We start from the raw sequence: 20,467 nt of genomic DNA, 5'->3' as shown, positions 1-20,467 counted from the left end.
GCCATTCATTACCGTAAGGCCAGTTCACCTGCGAGTCTGGCCTTATGAAACGTTACTCTACCGCTCTGTTATTGGGTCTGCTGACTTTAACCAGCCAACTGGCGCATGCCGATGTGATTGATGATGCCATTGGCAATATTCAGCAGGCGATCAACGACGCCTATAACCCCGGCAGCAGCCGTAATGATGACGACGACGATCGTTACGATCGCAGCCGTCAAACCGACAGCCGCCAGTACGACGATCGTCGTCGACAGTTAGAAGATCGACGCCAGCGTTTAGACGAGCGTCAGCGGCAGCTGGATGACGATCGGCGTCGGTTAGAAGAGGATGAGCGCCGGTTAGAGGATGATTACGATCGGTGGTAACGCCGGTATTGCAACGCACAGGCCGGGTAAGGCGCAGCCGCCACCCGGCAAAACCTAATCCAGTACCAGCACCATCCCGTCATACCCCGCTTCAATGCCGGACGGCAGCGGGTTATTCATCATCCACACGTCAAACTGATGGCTGATATGCGTCAGGATCACCTGCGGACAGCCAATCACCCCGTTCAGCGCAATCACCGTATTCAAATCACAATGGTTGCGCGGCGTTTCCGGGCGCGGTTCATGGCTACAGTCGATAATCATCGCCTGCGGCTGATTGTTTAGCAGAAACGTCACCGTTTTATCCGGTAGCCCGGCGGTATCAGAAAGCCACGCCACGCGGCTGTGGGCGGACTCCAGCAGATAGCCAAACGTGAGTTTTGAATGGTTGAGCGGCAGCGGCGTGACCCGCAAGCCCTGAAGTTCAAACATCACAAACGGCTCCACCGTGTGGCTGAAATCGAGAAGGCCCGGATGCTTGAACAGGTCGTCACAGCCTGCGTCGTCCGGCGGACCGTAAACCGGAATGGTCGCTCCCACGCCCCAGCGCAGAGGAAAAAGCCCCTGAACGTGATCCATATGATAATGGGTAAGCAAAATCTGCCTGAAACTCCCCGCGGGCCAGTCGTCCATCAGGTGTGGAATACCCGCGTCCAGCAAGGTGACCGATTCGTTGAATTTCACCGCCGCGCTACAGGGGCGACGGCGATAATTTTCCTGTAAACGCGCCCGTCGGCACGCCGCGCAGTCGCAGCCAAACACCGGCACCAGCTGCGCCCCTCCGGTTCCTGTCAGCGTGATCGTCAGACTCATAACGCACCTCTACAGCGGTTTGGTGAAGCGGAAATGGCTTTGCGTATATCCTTCACGAACATAAAAACGGTGCGCGTCCACGCGCTTCACGCTGGTGGAAAGCTCGGTCAGCTCGGCGCCTGCCTGTCGCGCGACGTCCTCTGCCCAGGCCAGCAGCTGGCTGCCCACTTTTAATCCGCGCGCCTGCGGCATCACCACCAGCTCCTGGATCTCGCCGATCCAGCGGGCGTGATGCAGGTGAAACTGCATATGCAGGCCGATCATACCGATGATCTGCCCGTCCAGCTCGGCCAGCTGGTAACGCATATTGTGATCCTGCAAGTTGGCCAGATACCCGGCGTGAAACGTCTGATGATCGAACTCGGCCTGCTTAAGTTCGCAGATCAGCGCGTAAACGATCGGCGCATCGTCGGCGGTGGCGGGGCGAAGCTGGCAGTCAGGCATGCTGTTTCTCCTTCTGGCGAATAAGCGATAGCAAGGTCTCGACTGACTGTAGCAAACTTCCGTCGTTATTGAGGAGATGGCAACCCGACGGGGTGTAGCGCGCCGCCCGTTCCAGCCGCTGGTCGATCTCGCGCGCGTTTTCGCGCCCCCGCTTTTGCAGCCGGCTACGCAGAACGTCCGGGGAAACCTGCAAACAGACCGGGAGCAGCGCCGCTTCGTACCGGGCGCGAGCCTGCGGGAGATGCGCCCGCGAGCCGTTAACCAGCACGTCGAACCCCGCATGCAGCCAGAGGTCAATCTCAATACCGACGCCATAGTAGTAACCGTTGGCATGCCAGCTCAGCGCCAGCAGGTTTTGTCCGGCGCGGGTAAAAAACTCCTGCTCGCTCAGGGCGATATGGTTCTCGCTTCCGGCGTTGGCATCGCGCGTGATATAGCGGTGCGCCACCAGCAGCTGTGAATGTTCCCGCTGCCGTAACGCCGACAGCAGGCTGTCCTTCCCGGAGCCGGACGGGCCCATTAACCAGATGAGTCTTCCCATCAGAATACCCTTTTTCCCTGACGCCAGACGTGGTCGATATGAATGTGCTCGCCCTTACGGTGGGCGAGCACCAGATCGGCCCGTTTCCCCTCGGCAATTTCACCGCGATCGTGAAGATTAAGCGCGCTGGCCGGGTTTTTCGTCACCAGGCGAATCGCCTGTGGCAGCGTGAAGCTGTTGTTCTCGTCGTCCGCGACGCGGAAGGCCGCGTCCAGCAGGCTGGCGGGGTAATAGTCAGAGGAGAGGATATCCAGCAGGCCGAGCGAGGCGAGCCTGCTTGCCGCCACGTTGCCGGAGTGCGATCCGCCGCGCACGATATTTGGCGCGCCCATCAGGACGTTCATGCCGTGCTTACGCGATGCCTCTGCCGCTTCAAACGTGGTGGGAAATTCAGCTATCACGCTGCCAAGCTGGTGGGATTCGCGCACGTGATCGTGCGTGGCGTCGTCATGGCTGGCCAGGGCAATATTCCGGTCCCGGCACATCGCGGCAATGGAGAGGCGATTCGGCTGCGACCACTGGGCCGCAAGCTGGAGCTGCTCTTCTTCGTAGCGCGCCATCTCCGCGTCGTTGAGCGAATATTTGCCCTGATAGTATTCGCGATACTTTTCAATGTTGGCGAACTGGCGCTGCCCCGGCGAGTGATCCATCAGGGAAACCAGCGAGACCGGCTCGCGGCCCACCAGCTTCTCAAACAGCGGCAGGGTGGTGTGGTGCGGCAGCTCGCAGCGCAGGTGCAGGCGGTGCTCGGCGCGGTTGAGGCCGCGCTTTTGCGTCTCCTCCACGGCGTTGATCATCTTCTCCAGGTTCTCCAGGCGATCGCCGCCGTCGCGCACGTCGCCAATCGCCACCGCGTCCAGCACCGTGGTGATGCCGCTGGCGACCATCAGCGCGTCGTGGCTGCTCATCGCTGAATGAGCAGGCCAGTCCACCTTTGGGCGCGGGGTGAAGAATTTATCGAGATTATCGGTATGCAGCTCAATCAGCCCCGGCAGCAGCCAGCCGCCTTCGCCGTCCATCGCTTCAGGAGTGCGGCTCCGGGTTTCGGCAAAGGCGCGGATGACACCGTCCCGCACCTCAACCGAGCCGTTCACGACCTCATTTTCCAGCACCAGCCTGACATTATTAATAATCATACGTTTGTCCCCATCGGGTGCAGTCTGTCCGCCACGCGTTGGCGTACGGCGTCGTCGTGGAAGATCCCGACGATCGCCGCGCCGCGCGCTTTGGCCTGTTCGATCAGTTCCATCACCGCTGCGCTGTTCTTACTGTCGAGCGAGGCGGTGGGTTCATCCAGGAGCAAAATCGGGTAATCGACGATAAAGCCGCGGGCGATGTTGACGCGCTGCTGCTCGCCGCCGGAAAAGGTCGACGGGGCGAGGTGCCACAGACGCTCCGGTACGTTGAGGCGCGTCAGCAGGCTGGCGGCTTTAGCGGCGCAGGTTTCGCGCGGCACGCCGAGATCCAGCAGGGGTTGCATGACCACGTCCAGGGCGGAGATCCGCGGGATCACTCGCAGGAACTGGCTGACCCAGCCGATCGTCGAGCGGCGCACTTCCAGCACTTTGCGCGCGGGAGCCTGAACCAGATCGACCCATTCATTGTTATGGCGAATATGAATATGGCCTTCGTCCGGCAGGTAGTTGGCATACAGGGAGCGCAGCAGGGTGGATTTTCCGCTGCCGGAATGGCCATGCAGCACCACGCATTCGCCGTTGCTGACCTCTAACGAGGCATTTTGCAGTACCGGCAGGCGGACGCCGTTTTGCTGGTGGAGCACAAAGGTTTTACTGACATTTTCAACGTGGATCATTTTGGCCTCGCGATTCGTTTTGCCGGGTGGCGGCTTCGCCTTACCCGGCCTACAAGGTGCGGTGTTCGTAGGCCGGGTAAGCGCAGCGCCACCCGGCAACCGCGCCCTCAGTTCTGCAATACGGACGACACCAGCAGCTGGGTATACGGATGATGGGGATCGTCGAGCACGCGGTCGGTTAACCCACTTTCCACCACCTGACCCTGCTTCATCACCAGCAAGCGGTCCGCCAGCAGGCGCGCGACGCCTAAATCGTGGGTGACAATCACCACCGCCAGGTTTAGCTCCACCACCAGGCCGCGCAGCAGGTCGAGCAGGCGAGCCTGCACAGAGACGTCCAGCCCGCCGGTCGGTTCATCCATAAACACCAGCTTCGGATGGGTGACGAGATTGCGGGCAATCTGTAAACGCTGCTGCATGCCGCCGGAGAAGGTGGTCGGCAGGTCGTCGATGCGCGAGGCGGGAATTTCAACCTCTTCCAGCCAGTGCTGCGCCGTGGCGCGGATGTTGCCGTAGTGGCGCGCGCCGGTGGCCATCAGCCGTTCGCCGATGTTGCCCCCCGCCGACACCTGGCGGCGCAGGCCATCCATCGGGTGCTGGTGCACCACGCCCCACTCGGTGCGCAGCAGGCGGCGGCGATCGGCTTCACTCATGCCATACAGCGACACGCCCTCATACAAAATGTCGCCATTCTGCGGCGTCAGGCGCGCGGAGATGGACTTCAGCAGGGTGGTTTTACCGGAGCCGGACTCGCCGACAATGCCCAGCACTTCGCCCGGCCACAGCTCAAACGACACGTCGCTAAAGCCTTTGCCCGGCGCATAAAGGTGAGTCAGGTTATTAACCGAAAGCAGCGGTTTCATTGGCTGTTCGCCTCGCTCTGTTGGCGGCAGTAATCGGTGTCGGAGCAGACAAACATCCGTTTGCCCGTGTCGTCCAGCACCACTTCATCCAGATAGCTATGCTTCGAACCGCAGATGGCGCACGGCTCGTCCCACTCCTGCACCGTAAACGGGTGATCGTCAAAATCCAGGCTCTCCACACGGGTGTACGGCGGTACGGCGTAGATGCGTTTTTCACGTCCGGCGCCAAAAAGTTGCAGGGCGGGCATCATGTCCATCTTCGGGTTATCGAATTTCGGGATCGGCGACGGGTCCATCACGTAGCGGCCGTTCACCTTCACCGGGTAGGCGTAGGTGGTGGCGATATGGCCGAAGCGGGCGATGTCCTCATACAGTTTGACCTGCATGATCCCGTACTCTTCCAGGGCGTGCATGGTGCGGGTTTCGGTTTCCCGCGGCTCAATAAAACGCAGCGGCTCCGGGATCGGCACCTGGAAAATCAAAATCTGATCTTCAGTCAGCGGGGTCTCCGGAATGCGGTGACGGGTCTGGATCAGCGTCGCGTCTTCGGTTTTTTCGGTAGTATTAACGCCCGTTACGCGCTTAAAGAAGTTGCGGATCGACACGGCGTTGGTGGTGTCGTCTGCCCCCTGGTCAATGACCTTAAGCACGTCCGCTTCGCCGATCACGCTGGCGGTGATCTGAATACCGCCGGTGCCCCAGCCGTAGGGCATTGGCATTTCGCGGCCGCCGAATGGCACCTGGTAGCCGGGGATCGCCACTGCCTTCAGGATGGCGCGGCGGATCATGCGTTTAGTTTGTTCGTCCAGATAGGCAAAGTTGTAGCCGCTTAAGTTAGCCATTGGCGCGCTCCCGTTGCAGGCGTTTCAGCAGTTCCAGTTCGGCCTGGAAATCGACGTAGTGCGGCAGCTTGAGGTGCGAGACAAAGCCGGCGGCCTCAACGTTATCCGCGTGGGCCAGCACGAACTCTTCGTCCTGTGCCGGGCCTGCAATATGCTCGCCGTAGTCCGGCGCCTGGAGCGCACGGTCAACCAGCGCCATCGCCATCGCCTTGCGCTCGCTCAGGCCATACACCAGCCCGTAGCCGCGGGTAAAGTGCGGATCTTCATTCTCTGGCGCGACAAAACCGTTGACCATTTCGCACTCGGTCATCAGCAGTTCGCCGATGTTCACCGCAAAACCCAGCTCTTCCGGCACGATTTCAATGTCGATATAACCGCTGCGGATCTCTGCCGCGAACGGGTGGTTGCGCCCGTAGCCGCGCTGCGTGGAGTAGGCCAGCGCCAGCAGATACCCTTCGTCACCGCGCATCAGCTGTTGCAGGCGGGACGAGCGCGAACAGGGATAGACCGGCGGCGTGCGGGTGATGTCATCCGGTGTGCTGCCGGTGTCCTCTTCCGCCTTCGCCAGCCCCTGGTTTGCCAGCAGGCTAAAGACGTGCGGGGAGGCGTCTTGTTCAGCGTCAGAGACGCTGAGCTGCGGTGTTTCACCGTTCGCCAGCAGAGTGAAGTCCAGCAGGCGATGGGTGTAGTCGTAGGTCGGACCAAGCAGCTGGCCGCCAGGAATATCTTTGTACACCGCAGAAATACGGCGCTCTAATCGCATTTCCGCCGTATTCACCGGCTCGCTAACCGCCAGCTTCGCAAGCGTAGTGCGGTAAGCGCGCAGCAGGAAGATGGCTTCCACGTTATCGCCGCTGGCCTGTTTCAGCGCCAGCGCCGCCAGTTCGCGGTCCGCGATGCCGCCTTCGGTCATCACGCGGTCGACGGCCAGGTTTAACTGCTGTTCAATCTGGGCGACGCTCAGCTCGGGAAGGGCGTCATCCCCCCGGCGTCTGTGCGCCTGCAAGGCATGGGCGGCGGCGATCGCCTTCTCGCCCCCTTTGACGGCAACGTACATCAGCACACCTCCACGTGAGTGGTTCTCGGGATCGCCAGCAGGCGCTCGCCGCAGGTCAGGATCAGGTCGATACCGAGCGGGAACGGATGCGGGCGCTCGGTCAGCTCATGAATGATGCACTCCGGCAGCTGGGGGGCGACCATCCGCTCATCGGCAATCCCTGCACCCGTCAGGCGCAGCATGCGGCCACCGCTCAGGCTGGAGACCTGCAAAATCAGCGTAGCGCTGGTTTCTGGTGCGACGGCGCTGCCTTCGCTCAGGGCGTTAAGCTGTTCGTGGCTGATTTGCTCGTCGGCCACGGCGAAGACCGCCTGCTGGGGCTGCTCGACCAGCGGCGCGTTGGTGTGAAAGCGCAGGTTCTGGCTGGCGATATCGTTCAGCAATGCGCCTGACAGCCATACCGGGGTGTCGTTGTCCGCCAGCGTCAGCAGCACGCTGGTCGAGGCGAGGTTCAGCGGCAGCCAGCCCTGGGAGAGCTGGTGCAGCGAGACAATGACGCCCGGCTCGCTCATTGCTTTCAGCAGGCGACGGAAACTCTGTTGGGCATCCTGGACGGCCAGGGTAAAAGCAGGTTGAAGCGTCATGCGTTGTCTCCGCGAACGAGCGTAAAGAAGTCGACCCGGCTGGTATTCACTTCGGCCTGACGCGCGGCAAGGCGTGCGGCGCGGTCGGCTTCCAGCGGGGCAATAAGGGTTTCCATTAACGTCTGAAAATGCGGCTGTTCCTGTAAAAGCGCGTCGATCGCTGCGCAGCGCTCGGCGTGCGTTTTGTCGCGCCCAAGTACGTAGCCGTAGCCCAGCGTGCCGCTTTTCAGGCGGATCACCGCGCGGGTGAGGGTGGCATCGCCGGCGAAGAAGCGCTCGCCGGTGCCGCCCATGCGTGCCTGGATCTGCACCAGGCCGATCTCCGGCGCGCGGATCGTGTCGTAGTCCGGCGTCAGGCCGAGCGCGCTCATGCGGGCAGCCAGCGCATCAGGCTGGCTGTGGGCCAGCACGCGCATCCAGCGCTGACGAGTGGAGGTGTCGAAGTGCATTCAGTGCTCCATGGTAAATTCAATCATGTCGGCGCGGGTCAGGCTGACGGAGTATTCCGTTGCGTTGACGTCGCCGTCACGGTGGTTGAGGGTGCGCACGCAGAGCAGCGGGGCCATGTTGGGGATCTCCAGCACCTTGCTCTCTTTCGCCTGCGCGCGGCGGGCGCTGATGCGCGTCTGGGTGCGTTTGAGCGCGATACCCGTCGCGTCCTGAAGAAAATCATGCAGGGAACCGCTGGCGAAATGTTGCAGCACGGGCCAGAGGGTGAGGTCCGCGAAGTAGTGGTCGATCTGACAGACCGCCACGCCGTTCACCCGGCGCAACGTGCGCAGGTGAACGACGTTGTCGCCCTCCTGAATCCCCAGCGCGTCCGCCACGTGGCGGGAGGCGGGGCGCAGGACTGACAGCAGCTTTTCGCTGGTGGGGTGGCTGCCCTGATCGAGCAGGTTCTGGCTAAAACGCGCCTGGGCATTGAGCGGGTAGTCGAACGGACGCATCAGCACCAGCACGCCGACGCCCTGACGGCGCTGGACCCAGCCGCGCTCCACCAGTTGATCGATGGCGCGACGCAGGGTGTGGCGATTCACTTCGTAGCGGTCGGCAAGCTGCTGCTCGGCGGGCAGGTAGTCTCCGCAGCGGTAGTGCGTGCGCAGCTCCACTTCGAGCTTTGCCGCAATCTCTTGCCAGCGGGTGGGGTAACTGGTCGGATGTCTGGATAAGTGCATACAAATCAAAGCCTCGCTTCTCAGATGAAGTGCTTACGCAAACGTTGAGAGAGGAAATCCAGCAGGCTGACGGTGACGATGATGAGCACCATCAGGGCGCAGGTTTGCTGGAACTGGAAACCACGAATGGCTTCCCACAGGGTGACGCCAATGCCGCCTGCGCCCACCATGCCGACCACGGTGGCGGAGCGAACGTTGGACTCGAAGCGGTACAGGGAGTAGGAGATGAGCAGCGGCATCACCTGCGGCAGGACGCCGTACAGGATCTCTTCGATTTTGTTCGCTCCGGTTGCGCGGATGCCTTCCACCGGGCCGGGCTCGATGGCTTCAACCGCTTCGGAGAGCAGCTTGGAGAGCACGCCGGTGGTGTGGATGAACAGCGCCATCACGCCCGCGAACGGACCCAGGCCGACGGCGACCACGAACAGCATCGCAAAGACCATTTCGTTGATGGCGCGGCAGGCGTCCATCAGGCGACGCATCGGCTGGTAAACCCACCACGGCACGATGTTTTCGGCGCTCATCAGGCCAAACGGAATGGAGAGGATCACGGCGAGGGCGGTGCCCCAGACGGCAATTTGCAGGGTGATCGCCATTTCACCGAGGTAGTCCTGCCACTGGCTGAAGTCCGGCGGGAAGAAGTCGGCGGCGAAGGTCGCCATGTTGCCCGAGTCTCTGAAGAGCAGCAGCGGATCCATCTCCGCGCCCTTCCAGGAGATAACGAGCACCGCCAGCAGAACGGCCCAGCTTATGAGCGAGAACCAGCTGCGCTTTGGCGGCGGGAGGGTGATGGTTTGCATGTTGGCTCCTTTGGGTTTAGTCCCCTCTCCCTTGAGGGAGAGGGTTAGGGTGAGGGGGGAATGTGCGTGTTGATGCCCTCACCCCGGCCCTCTCCCACAGGGAGAGGGAGAAAGGCGTTACTGCACCGCTTTATTCACGCTGGTCATGGCACCGAGCGCGGCGGTCAGGCGGTCGAGATCGTCCAGCTGCGCCTGAATTTCCGACACTTTGCTGGTCTTCTCTTCTTCCTTCAGACCCTTGTTATCCTTCACGCCCTGCATCTGCTTGAACAGCGCCAGCTGGCGAATCGGCACCAGCTGCAAATCGCTGGACGCGCGGAACGGCGCCCAGCCCAGACGCGCCAGAACCGCTTTCTCTTCCGGCGTTTTGCCGTAGTTCATAAAGAAGTCGTAGACCTTGTCCTTGGTGCTCTCGGAGAGGTTTTTGCGCCACACGATCGGGTCGCCCGGGATCAGCGGCGATTTCCAGATCACCTTGATTTCCTTGAGCTTGTCCGGCGCGGAGGTCTTCAGCTTGTCGAGGTTTTCAGTGTTGTTGGTGGCGACGTCAACCTGCTTATTCGCCACGGCCAGGGCGTTGGTTTCGTGGCTGGCGTTGACCGTGCGCTTAAAGTCGCTGGCGGAGACGTTGTTTTTCGCGAAGACGTAGTAGCCAGGGACGAGGAAGCCGGAAGTGGAGTTCGGGTCGCCGTTACCAAAGGTCAGCTCTTTGCGTTTGGCGAGCATGTCGTTGAGATTGTTGATCGGGCTGTCTTTGTTAACGATGAGCACGCTCCAGTAGCCCGGGGAGCCGTCTGCCGCAACGGTCTGGGCGAAGACCTGGCCGTTCGCGCGATCTACCGCTTCCATAGCAGAGAGGTTGCCATACCAGGCGATGTCGACTTTGTTGAAGCGCATTCCCTGAATGATGCCCGCGTAGTCCGGGGCGAAGAAGGCGTTTACTTTGATCCCCAGTTTGGTTTCCATATCTTTCAGGAACGGTTCCCACTGCGGCTTCAGGTTTTGCTGTGATTCCGTTGAAATGATGCCAAAGTTCAGCGCTTTTTCCTGTTCCTCAGCGTAAGCAGGGCTTAGCAGGGTGCTGATGCTGAACATGCTGGTGAAGGCCAGCGCGGCAACGGCTTTGTAGTTCATGTCCATTCCTCGTTATGGGGACGTTAAGCAGCCTGCGCGCGCTCTTCGACGCGGTTTACGCTGCGGTAGAGATGATCAAAACGTTCGTTATCAAACTGGTGGCTTGCGCCATCGAAGAACACATGGCCCTGACGCAGGGCGACGATGCGCTCGCAGTAGCGCAGGGCGTAATCCACCTGGTGCAGCGTCACCACCACGGTGATACCGTCGTTCTGATTGATGTCGCGCAGGGTTTCCATCACGATGCGGGCCGATTCCGGGTCCAGCGAGGCGATAGGTTCATCGGCCAGAATGATTTTGGCTTTCTGCATCAGGGCGCGGGCGATGGCGACGCGCTGCTGCTGTCCGCCGGAGAGCGTGGAGACGCGCTGGTGGGCGAAATGCGCCATGCCGACGCGGGTCAGCGCCTGTAAGGCTTCTTGCTTCTGGGATGGGGAGAACCAGCGCAGGCAGGTGCGCCAGAACGGGGTGCTGCCGAGCGCGCCAATCAGCACGTTCTCGAGCACGGTCAGGCGGTTCACCAGGTTGAACTGCTGAAAGATATAGCCCGTCTGAGCGCGGCTTTTGCGAATATCGCTCGCCAGACGCCCCGCATGTTGCACGGTGTTCCCCAACAGTTCGACGCGGCTTTCCGGCGTTTTGTCACAGGTAATCAGGCCGCTCAAGTGACGAAGAAGGGTTGATTTACCTGAACCAGACGGCCCCAACAGCGCCACCATTTCGCCCTGCTGGACGGTCAGATCAACGGCATGCAGCGCCTTGTTGTGATGGAAGGTTTTGCTCAGTTTCTCGACGCGAATGACAGTTTGCATGTGCCGGGCCTCACGATAAATGTGGCCTCATGCTGGCGCATCAATATGACATTCAGGTTAAGTGTTGGTTGCGGGAGTTTGAAGAGTTGAGGGGAGTTTGATGACAGGCGGAGGCAGACTGCCCACCGCCCGAAAATTAGTGCTGCTGCTTAACGACGTTAATCATCCACGGCACGCCGTATTTGTCGGTGACTTTCCCGAATCCGTGCGCCCAGAAAGTCTCCTGCCAGGCCATTTCGACATTGCCGCCATCAGAGAGGTTGTCGAACCAGCGTTTGCCTTCATCCACGTCCTGCGTGTCGAGCACCAGCGTAAATCCGGCGTACTGCGTGCTGCTACCGGGTGGCAGACCATCGCTCATCATGATATCGCTGCCGGCAATGCGGACATTAGAGTGGGCGATGGCGGTATCCGGGAAGTTCATGCCTGACGGACAGCCTTCTTCGCTGTTTTCGTCTTTGGGCATTTCGCCGAAGGTGATTTTGTAGAGGAGTTCTGCGCCGACGGCCTGCTGATAGAAGGCGGTCGCCTCCGCACAGTTGCCGGCGAAAGAGATGTAGGGACTTAACGGCATAATCTTTACCTCACGTAAGAAAAGCCCGTTAAGTGTAGTTCCCGAACGCCCGGTAAGCGAAGCGTCACCGGGCGGGACAATCAGTTCTTTTTCACGAACTCAGATTTCAGTTTCATCGGACCGAAGCCGTCAATTTTGCAGTCGATATTATGATCGCCTTCAACCAGACGGATATTTTTGACTTTAGTGCCGATCTTCAGCATGGAGGAACTGCCTTTTACCTTCAGATCTTTCACAACGGTAACGCTGTCGCCGTCTGCCAGCAGGTTGCCGTTCGCGTCTTTCACGATCAGCGCATCGCTGTCCTGTGCAGGCTCCGCATCGTTCCATTCATGGGCGCATTCCGGGCAAACGAACATGCCATTGTCTTCATAGGTGTATTCAGAATTGCATTTCGGGCAGTGTGGAAGTTGCATGTTGGTATCCTCAAAAGTGTTAACACGCTGGAAAACGCCAGCTAAATGACGGCAGTGTGCCGAAAAAGGCAGCGAGTATAACGCAAATCCCCACTTTTGTCGGTGATATTGTTTTATAAAAATAGCGCATAAATGCGCAAGCGATGACACGAACTGTCAGTGAATTAAGGGAAGCTTAAGCCCTGAACGGCAGAGATCGTAATCATGCTAAATGTATCGAATATTTTATTACAGCAAATTGCTACGCTGTGCCATTTCGGATAAGGTGAAGGAACAAGCCGTTATTTATCTATCCTCTTCTGACGCCATACATCTTTTGGCGCCAGGGAATACCTCTCTTTTTTGGTGGGTAAATAACGATGATATATCCTGATGTTTCCTGAAAATGCGTTTTGTCTATTCACTTTTGGCTTTCTGGCCAGGGGATGTTTTACACGTATTACGAGGGTGGTTTTTAAATTCTCATTATCTTCAGTTAGTTGTATTAAATGAACATGTTTTCCATACGTGATCATATAAGCCTGAAAAGTATAATTAAAACATCGTGGCTTAATAAAAGTAATAAATTTGCGTTAAGGAAAGGCTTTTATCATGCACACACAGACCATATTTGAATTAAGCCAGGAAGCTGAACGATTGTTACAGCTCGCTCTGAACAATCTTGATTCATTAAAATCTATGCCGATTGCAAAGCTGGATAGCACAGCCGCTACGATGAGCGGCGTTAATAACAACGTTTTGCCGTTACATTTTAGCGCACGGGGTGTCGACGCTCAGCAGGCGATGCTGAATAACGAATTACGCAAAATAACCCGCCTCGAAATGGTGCTGGCGATTGTGGGTACCATGAAAGCGGGAAAATCGACCACCATTAATGCGATTGTGGGCACGGAAGTGCTGCCGAACCGCAATCGTCCGATGACGGCACTTCCCACGCTGATCCGCCATACGCCGGGCCAGAAGGAGCCGGTGCTGCATTTTTTGCACGTTTCGCCCATCGATACCCTGATTACCCAGTTGCAGAAAAAACTGTGCGATAAAGATCGCGGCAAGCTGGCGCGGCGTCTGGAAATCGACAAGGACATGAATACGCTGCTGGAGCGCATAGAAAGAGGTGAGGCGTTTGAAAAACATCACCTGGGCGCGGAGCCCATCTTTCATTGTCTGAAAAGCCTGAACGATCTGGTGCGGCTGTCTCAGGCGCTGGGCGTGGAGTTTCCGTTCTCTGAGTATGCCGCGATAGAACATATTCCGGTGATTGAGGTGGAGTTTGTGCATCTCGCCGGTCTGGATGCGCACCTGGGGCAACTGACGCTGCTAGACACGCCGGGGCCGAACGAGGCCGGTCAGCCGCACCTGCAAAAAATGCTCAGCGAGCAGCTGGCGCGCGCCTCCGCCGTGCTGGCGGTGATGGACTATACACAGCTTAAATCTATTTCTGATGCGGAGGTTCGTCAGGCAATTTCGGCTGCCGGCAAATCCGTGCCGCTTTACGCCCTGGTCAACAAATTCGATCAGAAAGATCGTAACAGCGACGATGAAGAGCAGGTGCGGGCGATGATTTCCGGCACGCTGATGAAAGGAAATATTTCTCCGGGGCAAATTTATCCGGTCTCTTCCATGTGGGCCTATCTGGCAAACCGCGCCCGCTATGAGATGAACGTTCATGGGCGCCTTCCCGATCATCAGGATCAGCGTTGGGTACAGGATTTTGCCGAGGCCGCGCTGGGCCGCCGCTGGCGAACGGCCGACCTGGACGATATTGACCATATTCGCCATGCGGCGGATCTGCTGTGGGAGGATTCGCTGTTCGAACAGCCCATCCGCAAACTGATTTACGCGGCTTACGCCAACGCCTCGCTGTTCGCTTTGCGGTCGGCATCGCATAAGCTGCTGAACTATGCGCAAAATGCCAGAGAATACCTGGATTTTCGCCATCAGGGACTGACGGTCGCTTTTGATGAGCTGGAGCTGAATATTGCGCGCCTGGAAGAGGATATGACGATGCTGCGTCAGCGGCAGAGCGTGGTGAGCGATGAGGTCCAGCATGAAGTTGAAGAGGCGCTTAACGCAACGGATGCATTCCTGCTTCGCCAGAAAGGGGAACTTCACCAGGCGCTGGGCGACATTTTTAGCCGCCCGTCTATTCTTGATTTAGCAGGGCGCGAGCCATCCAGTTTGCGTGCAGACGACGCGGATGCGATCCAGCAGCTGGTGCTTGACGATGAAGGGCAGGCGCAGATTGTCCTGAGCAAAATCCGAGCGTCATGCGAGCAGATTATGCTGAATGCGCAGAGCAGAATTGGCCGGGAGCTGGCGTTACGCTTCGATCAGCTGGAGTCTACGCTCGCCCGATCGTTGAATGAGGCGATGCGACCCATCGAGACGCGAATTAAGGAGCAGCTCAGTCATGCCGGATTTCGGGCGCGGATTAGCTTCCCGGCGTTTCAGGCAAACCAGCTTAATTTCAATACGCGCGGCTTATTTAATGATGCCATTGTGCAGGACACCCCTCCCGCCAGTCAGCCAGCAGGGGCAGGCAGCGTACGTAATACCGTCTCGCGCTGGCTCAATAATCCCGGCTGGGGCTGGGAAGAGTATGTCGTGACGCGCACACGCTATGTCATCGACATCGTTCAGCTTCATGGCAAATTTACGCAACATATCGATCAGTTTTGCGATCAAATACGTAAAGCTTTGGCCGCGCAGGTCGATGTCTCTGTTACGGCAGGTATGGCAACGTTCTTTGCAGAGTTTTCGTTGTGCCTGACCGGGTTACAGGAAAGCTTGCGTGATAGCCTTGCCGTGCGGCAGCAGAATGAACATTCAACCCGGGCGCTTAGCCAGTTGTTGAAGCAAAGTATGACTACTGCGGCGTGGATTCAGGAAGATACCCGACTGTTACGCGATGATATTCAAACCTTATTCGCGGCAGAGCAACCATGACAACACAGCTACTGGACGGTCCCGGGCGGACGCTGGAGTGTATTCATCCAAAATTTATGGTCGATTTGGTCCAGGGGGCGGATGCTGCACGTCACTCCCTCCTGGGGCCACAGCAACTGCAATTTCGTGAGCGTTTGACGCAGGAGATCATTACGCAGACCCGGCTGCGGCCGTGGGCAATGGCGGGAATGCTCAACGAAAATGCAGCGCTGCGGCTGGGTCTGGCGGAGAAACTGGCCGGTATGCTCGACCCCGGACACCTTGCGCTGACCCGTATGTCCGACAGGCTGGTAGCCCTGCGCCAGCAGGTGAATCCACGCCTCCCTCAACCGCCCGGATTGTTGCAACAGTACGAGGAGCTCTCCGCACATTTCAACCAGCGTGCCGCCTATAAAGAGAAAGCGCTCGCGCAGCGCGGCCTGACGGTTCAGGCGGGTGAGCACAGCGAGCAAATTTTTACCCGCTGGCGAGCCGGGCAGTATGACGGCTGGTCGCTGGCTGGCCGCTGTTTTATCGTGCTGGAAGAGTTGCGCTGGGGGGCGTTTGGCGATGCCTGTCGTCTGGCGAATAGCGATGTGGCGGCCATGCTGAAAGATAATTTGCGCAGCATGGCCGCAAACTATCTGGCACAGGGAATTAATGCTTCTCCCACCACCCGGCATTTTTACCATCAGTGGCTGACGACGCCCGCTTCTCCCGGTCTGATTGATTATAAAGATATGCTGGGCTGGCTGGGGGACTGGTGTCAGGCGGATAAACATCCGGTGAGCTGGTCAGTGACGCAGAGCTGGCAAACGGTCGCGCTGGGGATGCCGAGACTCTGTTCGGCAAAACGGCTGGTGGATGGCATGGTGGAAGAGATATTTGGTACGTGATTGCCCCCTCTTTTTAAGGAGGGGGCGAAAGGGTTAGTGGTGCATTTCTACCGCTTCAGGTTCTGTTTGGGACTCAGGCACATGCCCAAAGCGTCTGGCATACAGTGCCGTGATGACAGGGACCAGAATTGCCGTCACAATCACGCTGGCGGCAACCAGAGCCGTGGCGGAAGCGGCCACGGGTTCAAAGGCCGGGTTAATCTGGGCGATAATCACCGGGTTGGCTACCGCAGCGCCTGCGGCCGAAGAGGCGGCCACGCCCGCGGTTCCGTTGCCGCCCCCGATGACGCGGTCTGCAATAATCAGTGGAATACCCGTGATGACGATGACGGCAACACCCAGCACAATGCCCAGCAGGCCGGTTTCCAGAATCACGTTCAGGTTGATGGTATTGCCCAACGCGAAGCCGAAGAACGGGATCAGTACCGGGGTGGCTTTGCTGAAGAAATCACGCAGATCGTGATCGAGGTTGCCCAGCGCAAAACCAATCAGGAACGGCAGGATCGCCCCGACAAAATGGTGTGGTTCAAAAGAGGCAAGGCCGGCAGAACCCAGAATCAACATCGTCATCAGCGGACCCGACTCCAGGGACATCAGCACGAACGCGCCCGATTCTTCTTTGGTGCCATATTGATTCATCAGGCTGGCATAGAGACCGCCGTTGGTCATATCCATTGCTGAGACTATGGCCAGAACGGATAATCCGGCGAAGAAGCCGGTCTGAATTCCATTCTCCGGAATGAACATTGCACAGATCATGGCAACAACCCAGGCGACCGCAATTTTAGTAATGACCAGCGTCCCTGATTTACGTAATACCGTACCTGTTGCACGCAAGTTAATTGATGCGCCGATGCAAAAGAACCAGACTGCCAGAATCGGTACCGTTCCGGTAATCATACCTTTTGTAAAACCGCCAAAATAAGCACCGGTATTCGGGGCTAGCGTATTTAATATCGCGCCAAGTACCAGCGGGACCAGCATCATCCCGCCCGGGATGCGTTCTATTGTTGCTTTAATCTTCATCATTAACCCTCACATCTCGTCCGCATGGCTGGCGGAAAGCTCAAAAAATAGATCAACAAATTCAAACGATTGCCTTTTTTGGGGCCAATCGATTCGTTATTTATGCTGTAGAGCGAAATTCAGGTGTTCAGCATTCCTTCATTTGAAAGCTGCTGGGATATCGTGTTCGGATTTATCATGCGATCTTTGGAATTGTGATTCAACGAAAATAAAACGCTGTTTTAGTTATCTTCGTCACATATTGAATGTAAACAGGGTTGCCCACTGTTAATAATTGAATTTTGTGTAAATTCGCTGTGAAGAAATGTGCTTGCATTTTGTTTGGGGAGGAATAATAACGGGCGTTAAGATCTGTTTGATAAGGGGGTTTAGAATGACCTTATTTATCGTGAATTGACAAAAGCTGAAGGCAGCTTACGAACAGGAAAAATATGTGTGAAGTTGATCACATATATAAACGCTGGTAGGGTAAAAAGGTCTTTAACTGCCCAGACAGGCGTCAACAGGTTCGGTTGTATTGAGGTAAAACGTCAATGTAAGTAAACCTGCTACGCTTGAATAAGGAGATTCGCATGGAGCGGGTCTCTGGTTCACAGCTTGCAAAATGCGCTGTGAAACGGACAGGGCTGAGTCTACGAGGAAAGCTATGCTTAGAAGGAAAAAAGTAAAACCCATCACGCTGCGCGATGTCACCATTATTGATGACGCGAAACTGCGCAAAGCGATTACAGCGGCCTCGCTCGGTAATGCGATGGAGTGGTTCGATTTTGGTGTTTACGGCTTTGTGGCCTATGCACTTGGTAAAGTGTTCTTCCCTGGTGCCGATCCCAGCTTGCAGATGATTGCTGCGCTGGGTACGTTCTCCGTTCCCTTCCTGATTCGTCCTCTCGGTGGCCTTTTCTTCGGCATGCTGGGTGATAAATATGGTCGCCAGAAGATCCTGGCTATTACCATTGTCATCATGTCGATAAGTACATTCTGTATCGGCCTTATTCCGTCGTATGCAACTATTGGTATATGGGCGCCGATTCTGCTGTTGATCTGTAAGATGGCGCAGGGCTTCTCCGTTGGTGGCGAATATACCGGCGCATCGATTTTTGTCGCTGAATATTCTCCGGACCGTAAACGTGGCTTTATGGGCAGCTGGCTGGACTTTGGTTCGATTGCCGGTTTTGTCATGGGCGCGGGGGTTGTGGTTCTGATCTCAACTGTAGTGGGTGAAGAGAACTTCCTTGACTGGGGCTGGCGTATTCCGTTCTTCCTGGCGCTGCCGCTGGGCATCATTGGGCTTTATCTGCGTCACGCCCTGGAAGAGACGCCTGCGTTCCAGCAGCACGTTGAAAAGCTGGAGCAGGGTGACCGTGAAGGGTTACAGGATGGCCCGAAAGTGTCGTTCAAGGAGATTGCGACCAAACACTGGCGCAGCCTGCTGACCTGTATTGGTCTGGTGATTTCCACCAACGTGACCTATTACATGCTGTTGACCTACATGCCGAGCTACCTGTCGCATAACCTGCACTACTCGGAAGACCACGGTGTGCTGATTATTATCGCCATCATGGTGGGTATGCTGTTTGTGCAGCCGATTATGGGTCTGCTGAGCGACCGCTTTGGCCGTAAGCCATTCATTATTCTCGGCAGCGTCGCCCTGTTCGCACTGGCAATCCCGGCCTTTATTCTGATTAACAGCAATGTGCTGGGGCTGATTTTCGCCGGTCTGCTGATGCTGGCGGTGATCCTCAACTGCTTCATCGGGGTGATGGCTTCTACGCTGCCGGCAATGTTCCCGACGCATATTCGCTACAGTGCGCTGGCGGCAGCCTTTAATATCTCCGTTCTGATTGCGGGCCTGACGCCGACGCTTGCTGCTTCACTGGTAGAGAGCACGCAGAACCTGATGATGCCTGCTTACTATCTGATGGTCATTGCGGTGATCGGCCTGATTACCGGTATTACCATGAAGGAGACGGCGAATCGTCCGTTGAAAGGGGCAACGCCTGCGGCGTCTGATATTCAGGAAGCGAAAGAGATCCTGCGTGAGCACTACGATAATGTAGAGCAGAAGATTGAAGATATTGACGCAGAGATTGAGGCGCTCCAGACAAAACGCTCTCGCCTTGTCGATCAGCATCCGCGAATTAACGAGTGATAAAAAAACCCGCCGCTGGCGGGTTTTCTTTTATTAGCATCCTGCGGCAATATAGTCGCCGCCGGCGCTGACGGGGATCACCGTCAGGAACAGGATCGTCGCGAACAGCATCAGAACAATCCCTCCGGCAATTTTGACCATCGGCATTACCCAGTTCAGGGACGTGCCGCCGCCAAACCAGGCTACTGTGCGTTCACGCGCGTAACGTACTGCCAGCGACAGCCCCATAATCGACAGCGCCGTGCCCAGCGACATTGTCATCACAGCAGCAATCCCCCAGCTAATAATACCGAGCGCATTCGAGAACATCAGGATCATAATTGCCCCGCTGCACGGGCGTGCGCCAATGGCCAGCACCACGCCCAGACGGGTTTTCCAGTCGCTTTTAGTCAGATCCACCCCTACGCCGTGATGGCCGCAGCCACAGCGTTCATTATGCTGGTGAAGCGGCTTGATGGCGCTAATCGCCATTTTGCGCGGACGCAGGCTGCTGAGCGCCTGATAAATGATAAACGCACCGAAGACGGCAATCAGCACGGCGCTGATTTTCTCGACGTACCAACGGCTGGTGCTGATATCTCCTGACGCGAGGTTCAATCCAACCGCCAGGATAAAGACAAAGACGATCGCGCTGACGCCCTGCATCATGCTACCGATAAACGGTACGACGCGCGCCGCGAGCTGGCTCTCTTTATTGGTGGTGAGATACGTGGTAACGATAAATTTGCCGTGCCCAGGTCCAACGGCATGGAGTACACCATAAAGAAACGCACCGGTTAACAACCATAGCCCACCGCTGTACTGATGATTATTAAGTTGCAGCAGATACATCACCAGATATCGGTGCAGGGTGATCTGGGTGGCGAGGCACCACTGAATAAAAGCATTCCAGTGCGTATGCAGTGCAAAACCTGCCATAAGTAACACCAGCATGGCGAGCCCGGCAGTTGGGATACGCCAGTCACGTTGAAGTCGTTGTGTCGTCATGAGGTTGGCCCGCGAGAGAAATATTTGCCGCTAGTATAGTGTTCAAATCGTTGGATCACACCGGGATCGTCAATAGATTGTGGATAAGTCTGTGCGTAAAAAGGTATAAGGCGGGGTTTTGCTGGGGAATACAGCAGTCAGTCATTTTTTTGCAACTTTTCTGTTGCGGTCGCTCGGGAACTCCCTATAATGCGCCTCCATCGACACGGCGGATGTGAATCACTTCACAGATAACCCGGTCGGTTGAA

Annotated in this window: 22 protein-coding genes; 4 read left to right on the top strand and 18 right to left on the bottom strand. The window is 57.2% G+C overall.

What is annotated here, in order from left to right:
• Positions 1–44 precede the first annotated feature (44 nt).
• A complete protein-coding gene (gene yjdP, locus ACOTYH_RS19880; protein WP_017382647.1) occupies positions 45–368 on the top strand; it encodes a DDRRRQL repeat protein YjdP in 324 nt (107 codons plus the stop codon).
• Between the two features lie 54 nt (positions 369–422).
• Here the strand turns inward: yjdP and phnP are convergent, their stop codons facing one another.
• The 16 genes from phnP to ACOTYH_RS19800 form a co-directional block, all read right to left on the bottom strand.
• Positions 423–1,181 carry a phosphonate metabolism protein PhnP gene (gene phnP / locus ACOTYH_RS19875; RefSeq protein ID WP_332945757.1) on the bottom strand — a complete coding sequence of 253 codons (759 nt, stop codon included), beginning with the start codon at positions 1,179–1,181 and terminating at the stop codon, positions 423–425.
• A 9-nt stretch (positions 1,182–1,190) separates the two neighbouring features.
• Entirely contained in the window at positions 1,191–1,625 is a 435-nt protein-coding gene (gene phnO / locus ACOTYH_RS19870) for an aminoalkylphosphonate N-acetyltransferase (RefSeq protein ID WP_128772142.1), read from the bottom strand.
• Entirely contained in the window at positions 1,618–2,169 is a 552-nt protein-coding gene (gene phnN / locus ACOTYH_RS19865; protein WP_032104477.1) for a ribose 1,5-bisphosphokinase, read from the bottom strand. Before phnN ends, phnO begins: the two co-directional genes overlap by 8 nt.
• On the bottom strand, positions 2,166–3,302 hold the full coding sequence (gene phnM, locus ACOTYH_RS19860; protein ID WP_015570219.1) for an alpha-D-ribose 1-methylphosphonate 5-triphosphate diphosphatase: 1,137 nt from the start codon (positions 3,300–3,302) through the stop codon (positions 2,166–2,168). The genes phnN and phnM overlap by 4 nt, the downstream gene beginning before the upstream one ends.
• Positions 3,299–3,979, bottom strand: coding sequence for a phosphonate C-P lyase system protein PhnL (gene phnL / locus ACOTYH_RS19855; RefSeq protein WP_015570220.1), 681 nt, complete (start codon positions 3,977–3,979; stop codon positions 3,299–3,301). The genes phnM and phnL overlap by 4 nt, the downstream gene beginning before the upstream one ends.
• 107 nt (positions 3,980–4,086) lie before the next feature.
• A complete protein-coding gene (gene phnK / locus ACOTYH_RS19850; protein WP_015570221.1) occupies positions 4,087–4,842 on the bottom strand; it encodes a phosphonate C-P lyase system protein PhnK in 756 nt (251 codons plus the stop codon).
• Complete coding sequence (gene phnJ / locus ACOTYH_RS19845; RefSeq protein ID WP_006810438.1) at positions 4,839–5,684, bottom strand: alpha-D-ribose 1-methylphosphonate 5-phosphate C-P-lyase PhnJ; 846 nt, start codon at positions 5,682–5,684, stop codon at positions 4,839–4,841. The genes phnK and phnJ overlap by 4 nt, the downstream gene beginning before the upstream one ends.
• Positions 5,677–6,741, bottom strand: coding sequence for a carbon-phosphorus lyase complex subunit PhnI (locus ACOTYH_RS19840; protein ID WP_015570222.1), 1,065 nt, complete (start codon positions 6,739–6,741; stop codon positions 5,677–5,679). The genes phnJ and ACOTYH_RS19840 overlap by 8 nt, the downstream gene beginning before the upstream one ends.
• Entirely contained in the window at positions 6,741–7,325 is a 585-nt protein-coding gene (gene phnH, locus ACOTYH_RS19835; protein ID WP_003860219.1) for a phosphonate C-P lyase system protein PhnH, read from the bottom strand. Before phnH ends, ACOTYH_RS19840 begins: the two co-directional genes overlap by 1 nt.
• A complete protein-coding gene (gene phnG, locus ACOTYH_RS19830) occupies positions 7,322–7,774 on the bottom strand; it encodes a phosphonate C-P lyase system protein PhnG (protein WP_017694700.1) in 453 nt (150 codons plus the stop codon). Before phnG ends, phnH begins: the two co-directional genes overlap by 4 nt.
• Positions 7,775–8,500 carry a phosphonate metabolism transcriptional regulator PhnF gene (phnF, locus tag ACOTYH_RS19825; RefSeq protein WP_006810434.1) on the bottom strand — a complete coding sequence of 242 codons (726 nt, stop codon included), beginning with the start codon at positions 8,498–8,500 and terminating at the stop codon, positions 7,775–7,777.
• A gap of 20 nt (positions 8,501–8,520) precedes the next feature.
• A complete protein-coding gene (phnE, locus tag ACOTYH_RS19820) occupies positions 8,521–9,300 on the bottom strand; it encodes a phosphonate ABC transporter, permease protein PhnE (protein WP_023302942.1) in 780 nt (259 codons plus the stop codon).
• 117 nt (positions 9,301–9,417) lie between these two features.
• Positions 9,418–10,434, bottom strand: coding sequence for a phosphonate ABC transporter substrate-binding protein (phnD, locus tag ACOTYH_RS19815; protein ID WP_032652248.1), 1,017 nt, complete (start codon positions 10,432–10,434; stop codon positions 9,418–9,420).
• A 23-nt stretch (positions 10,435–10,457) separates the two neighbouring features.
• Positions 10,458–11,246, bottom strand: coding sequence for a phosphonate ABC transporter ATP-binding protein (gene phnC / locus ACOTYH_RS19810; protein WP_003860210.1), 789 nt, complete (start codon positions 11,244–11,246; stop codon positions 10,458–10,460).
• Positions 11,247–11,382: 136 nt separating this feature from the next.
• Positions 11,383–11,820 carry a VOC family metalloprotein YjdN gene (gene yjdN, locus ACOTYH_RS19805; RefSeq protein ID WP_039271992.1) on the bottom strand — a complete coding sequence of 146 codons (438 nt, stop codon included), beginning with the start codon at positions 11,818–11,820 and terminating at the stop codon, positions 11,383–11,385.
• 80 nt (positions 11,821–11,900) lie between these two features.
• Complete coding sequence (locus ACOTYH_RS19800; protein WP_003860206.1) at positions 11,901–12,236, bottom strand: zinc ribbon domain-containing protein YjdM; 336 nt, start codon at positions 12,234–12,236, stop codon at positions 11,901–11,903.
• Between the two features lie 591 nt (positions 12,237–12,827).
• On the opposite strand from ACOTYH_RS19800, the gene crfC reads away from it, so the two are divergent.
• Both crfC and ACOTYH_RS19790 read left to right on the top strand, forming a co-directional pair.
• Complete coding sequence (gene crfC / locus ACOTYH_RS19795; protein ID WP_368536742.1) at positions 12,828–15,182, top strand: clamp-binding protein CrfC; 2,355 nt, start codon at positions 12,828–12,830, stop codon at positions 15,180–15,182.
• Entirely contained in the window at positions 15,179–16,057 is an 879-nt protein-coding gene (locus ACOTYH_RS19790) for a diguanylate cyclase regulator RdcB family protein (RefSeq protein WP_023295782.1), read from the top strand. Before crfC ends, ACOTYH_RS19790 begins: the two co-directional genes overlap by 4 nt.
• A 33-nt stretch (positions 16,058–16,090) precedes the next feature.
• On the opposite strand, the gene kdgT is transcribed toward ACOTYH_RS19790, so the two are convergent.
• Positions 16,091–17,083: a 2-keto-3-deoxygluconate transporter gene (gene kdgT, locus ACOTYH_RS19785; RefSeq protein WP_017694692.1), complete on the bottom strand. Its 993-nt coding sequence runs from the start codon at positions 17,081–17,083 to the stop codon at positions 16,091–16,093.
• Positions 17,084–17,729: 646 nt separating this feature from the next.
• Between kdgT and proP the strand changes: the two genes are divergently transcribed.
• Positions 17,730–19,232 (top strand): glycine betaine/L-proline transporter ProP, encoded by a 1,503-nt coding sequence (gene proP / locus ACOTYH_RS19780; protein ID WP_015570231.1) that lies wholly within the window; start codon positions 17,730–17,732, stop codon positions 19,230–19,232.
• A 33-nt stretch (positions 19,233–19,265) separates the two neighbouring features.
• On the opposite strand, the gene ACOTYH_RS19775 is transcribed toward proP, so the two are convergent.
• Positions 19,266–20,219: a nickel/cobalt transporter gene (locus ACOTYH_RS19775; protein WP_421637872.1), complete on the bottom strand. Its 954-nt coding sequence runs from the start codon at positions 20,217–20,219 to the stop codon at positions 19,266–19,268.
• Positions 20,220–20,467: the final 248 nt, after the last annotated feature.

This window comes from Enterobacter cloacae complex sp. SHL001 (assembly GCF_049236825.1).
GTDB classification, from domain to species: Bacteria; Pseudomonadota; Gammaproteobacteria; order Enterobacterales; family Enterobacteriaceae; genus Enterobacter; species Enterobacter hormaechei_C.
This window is presented reverse-complemented; position numbering and strand designations above follow the sequence as displayed.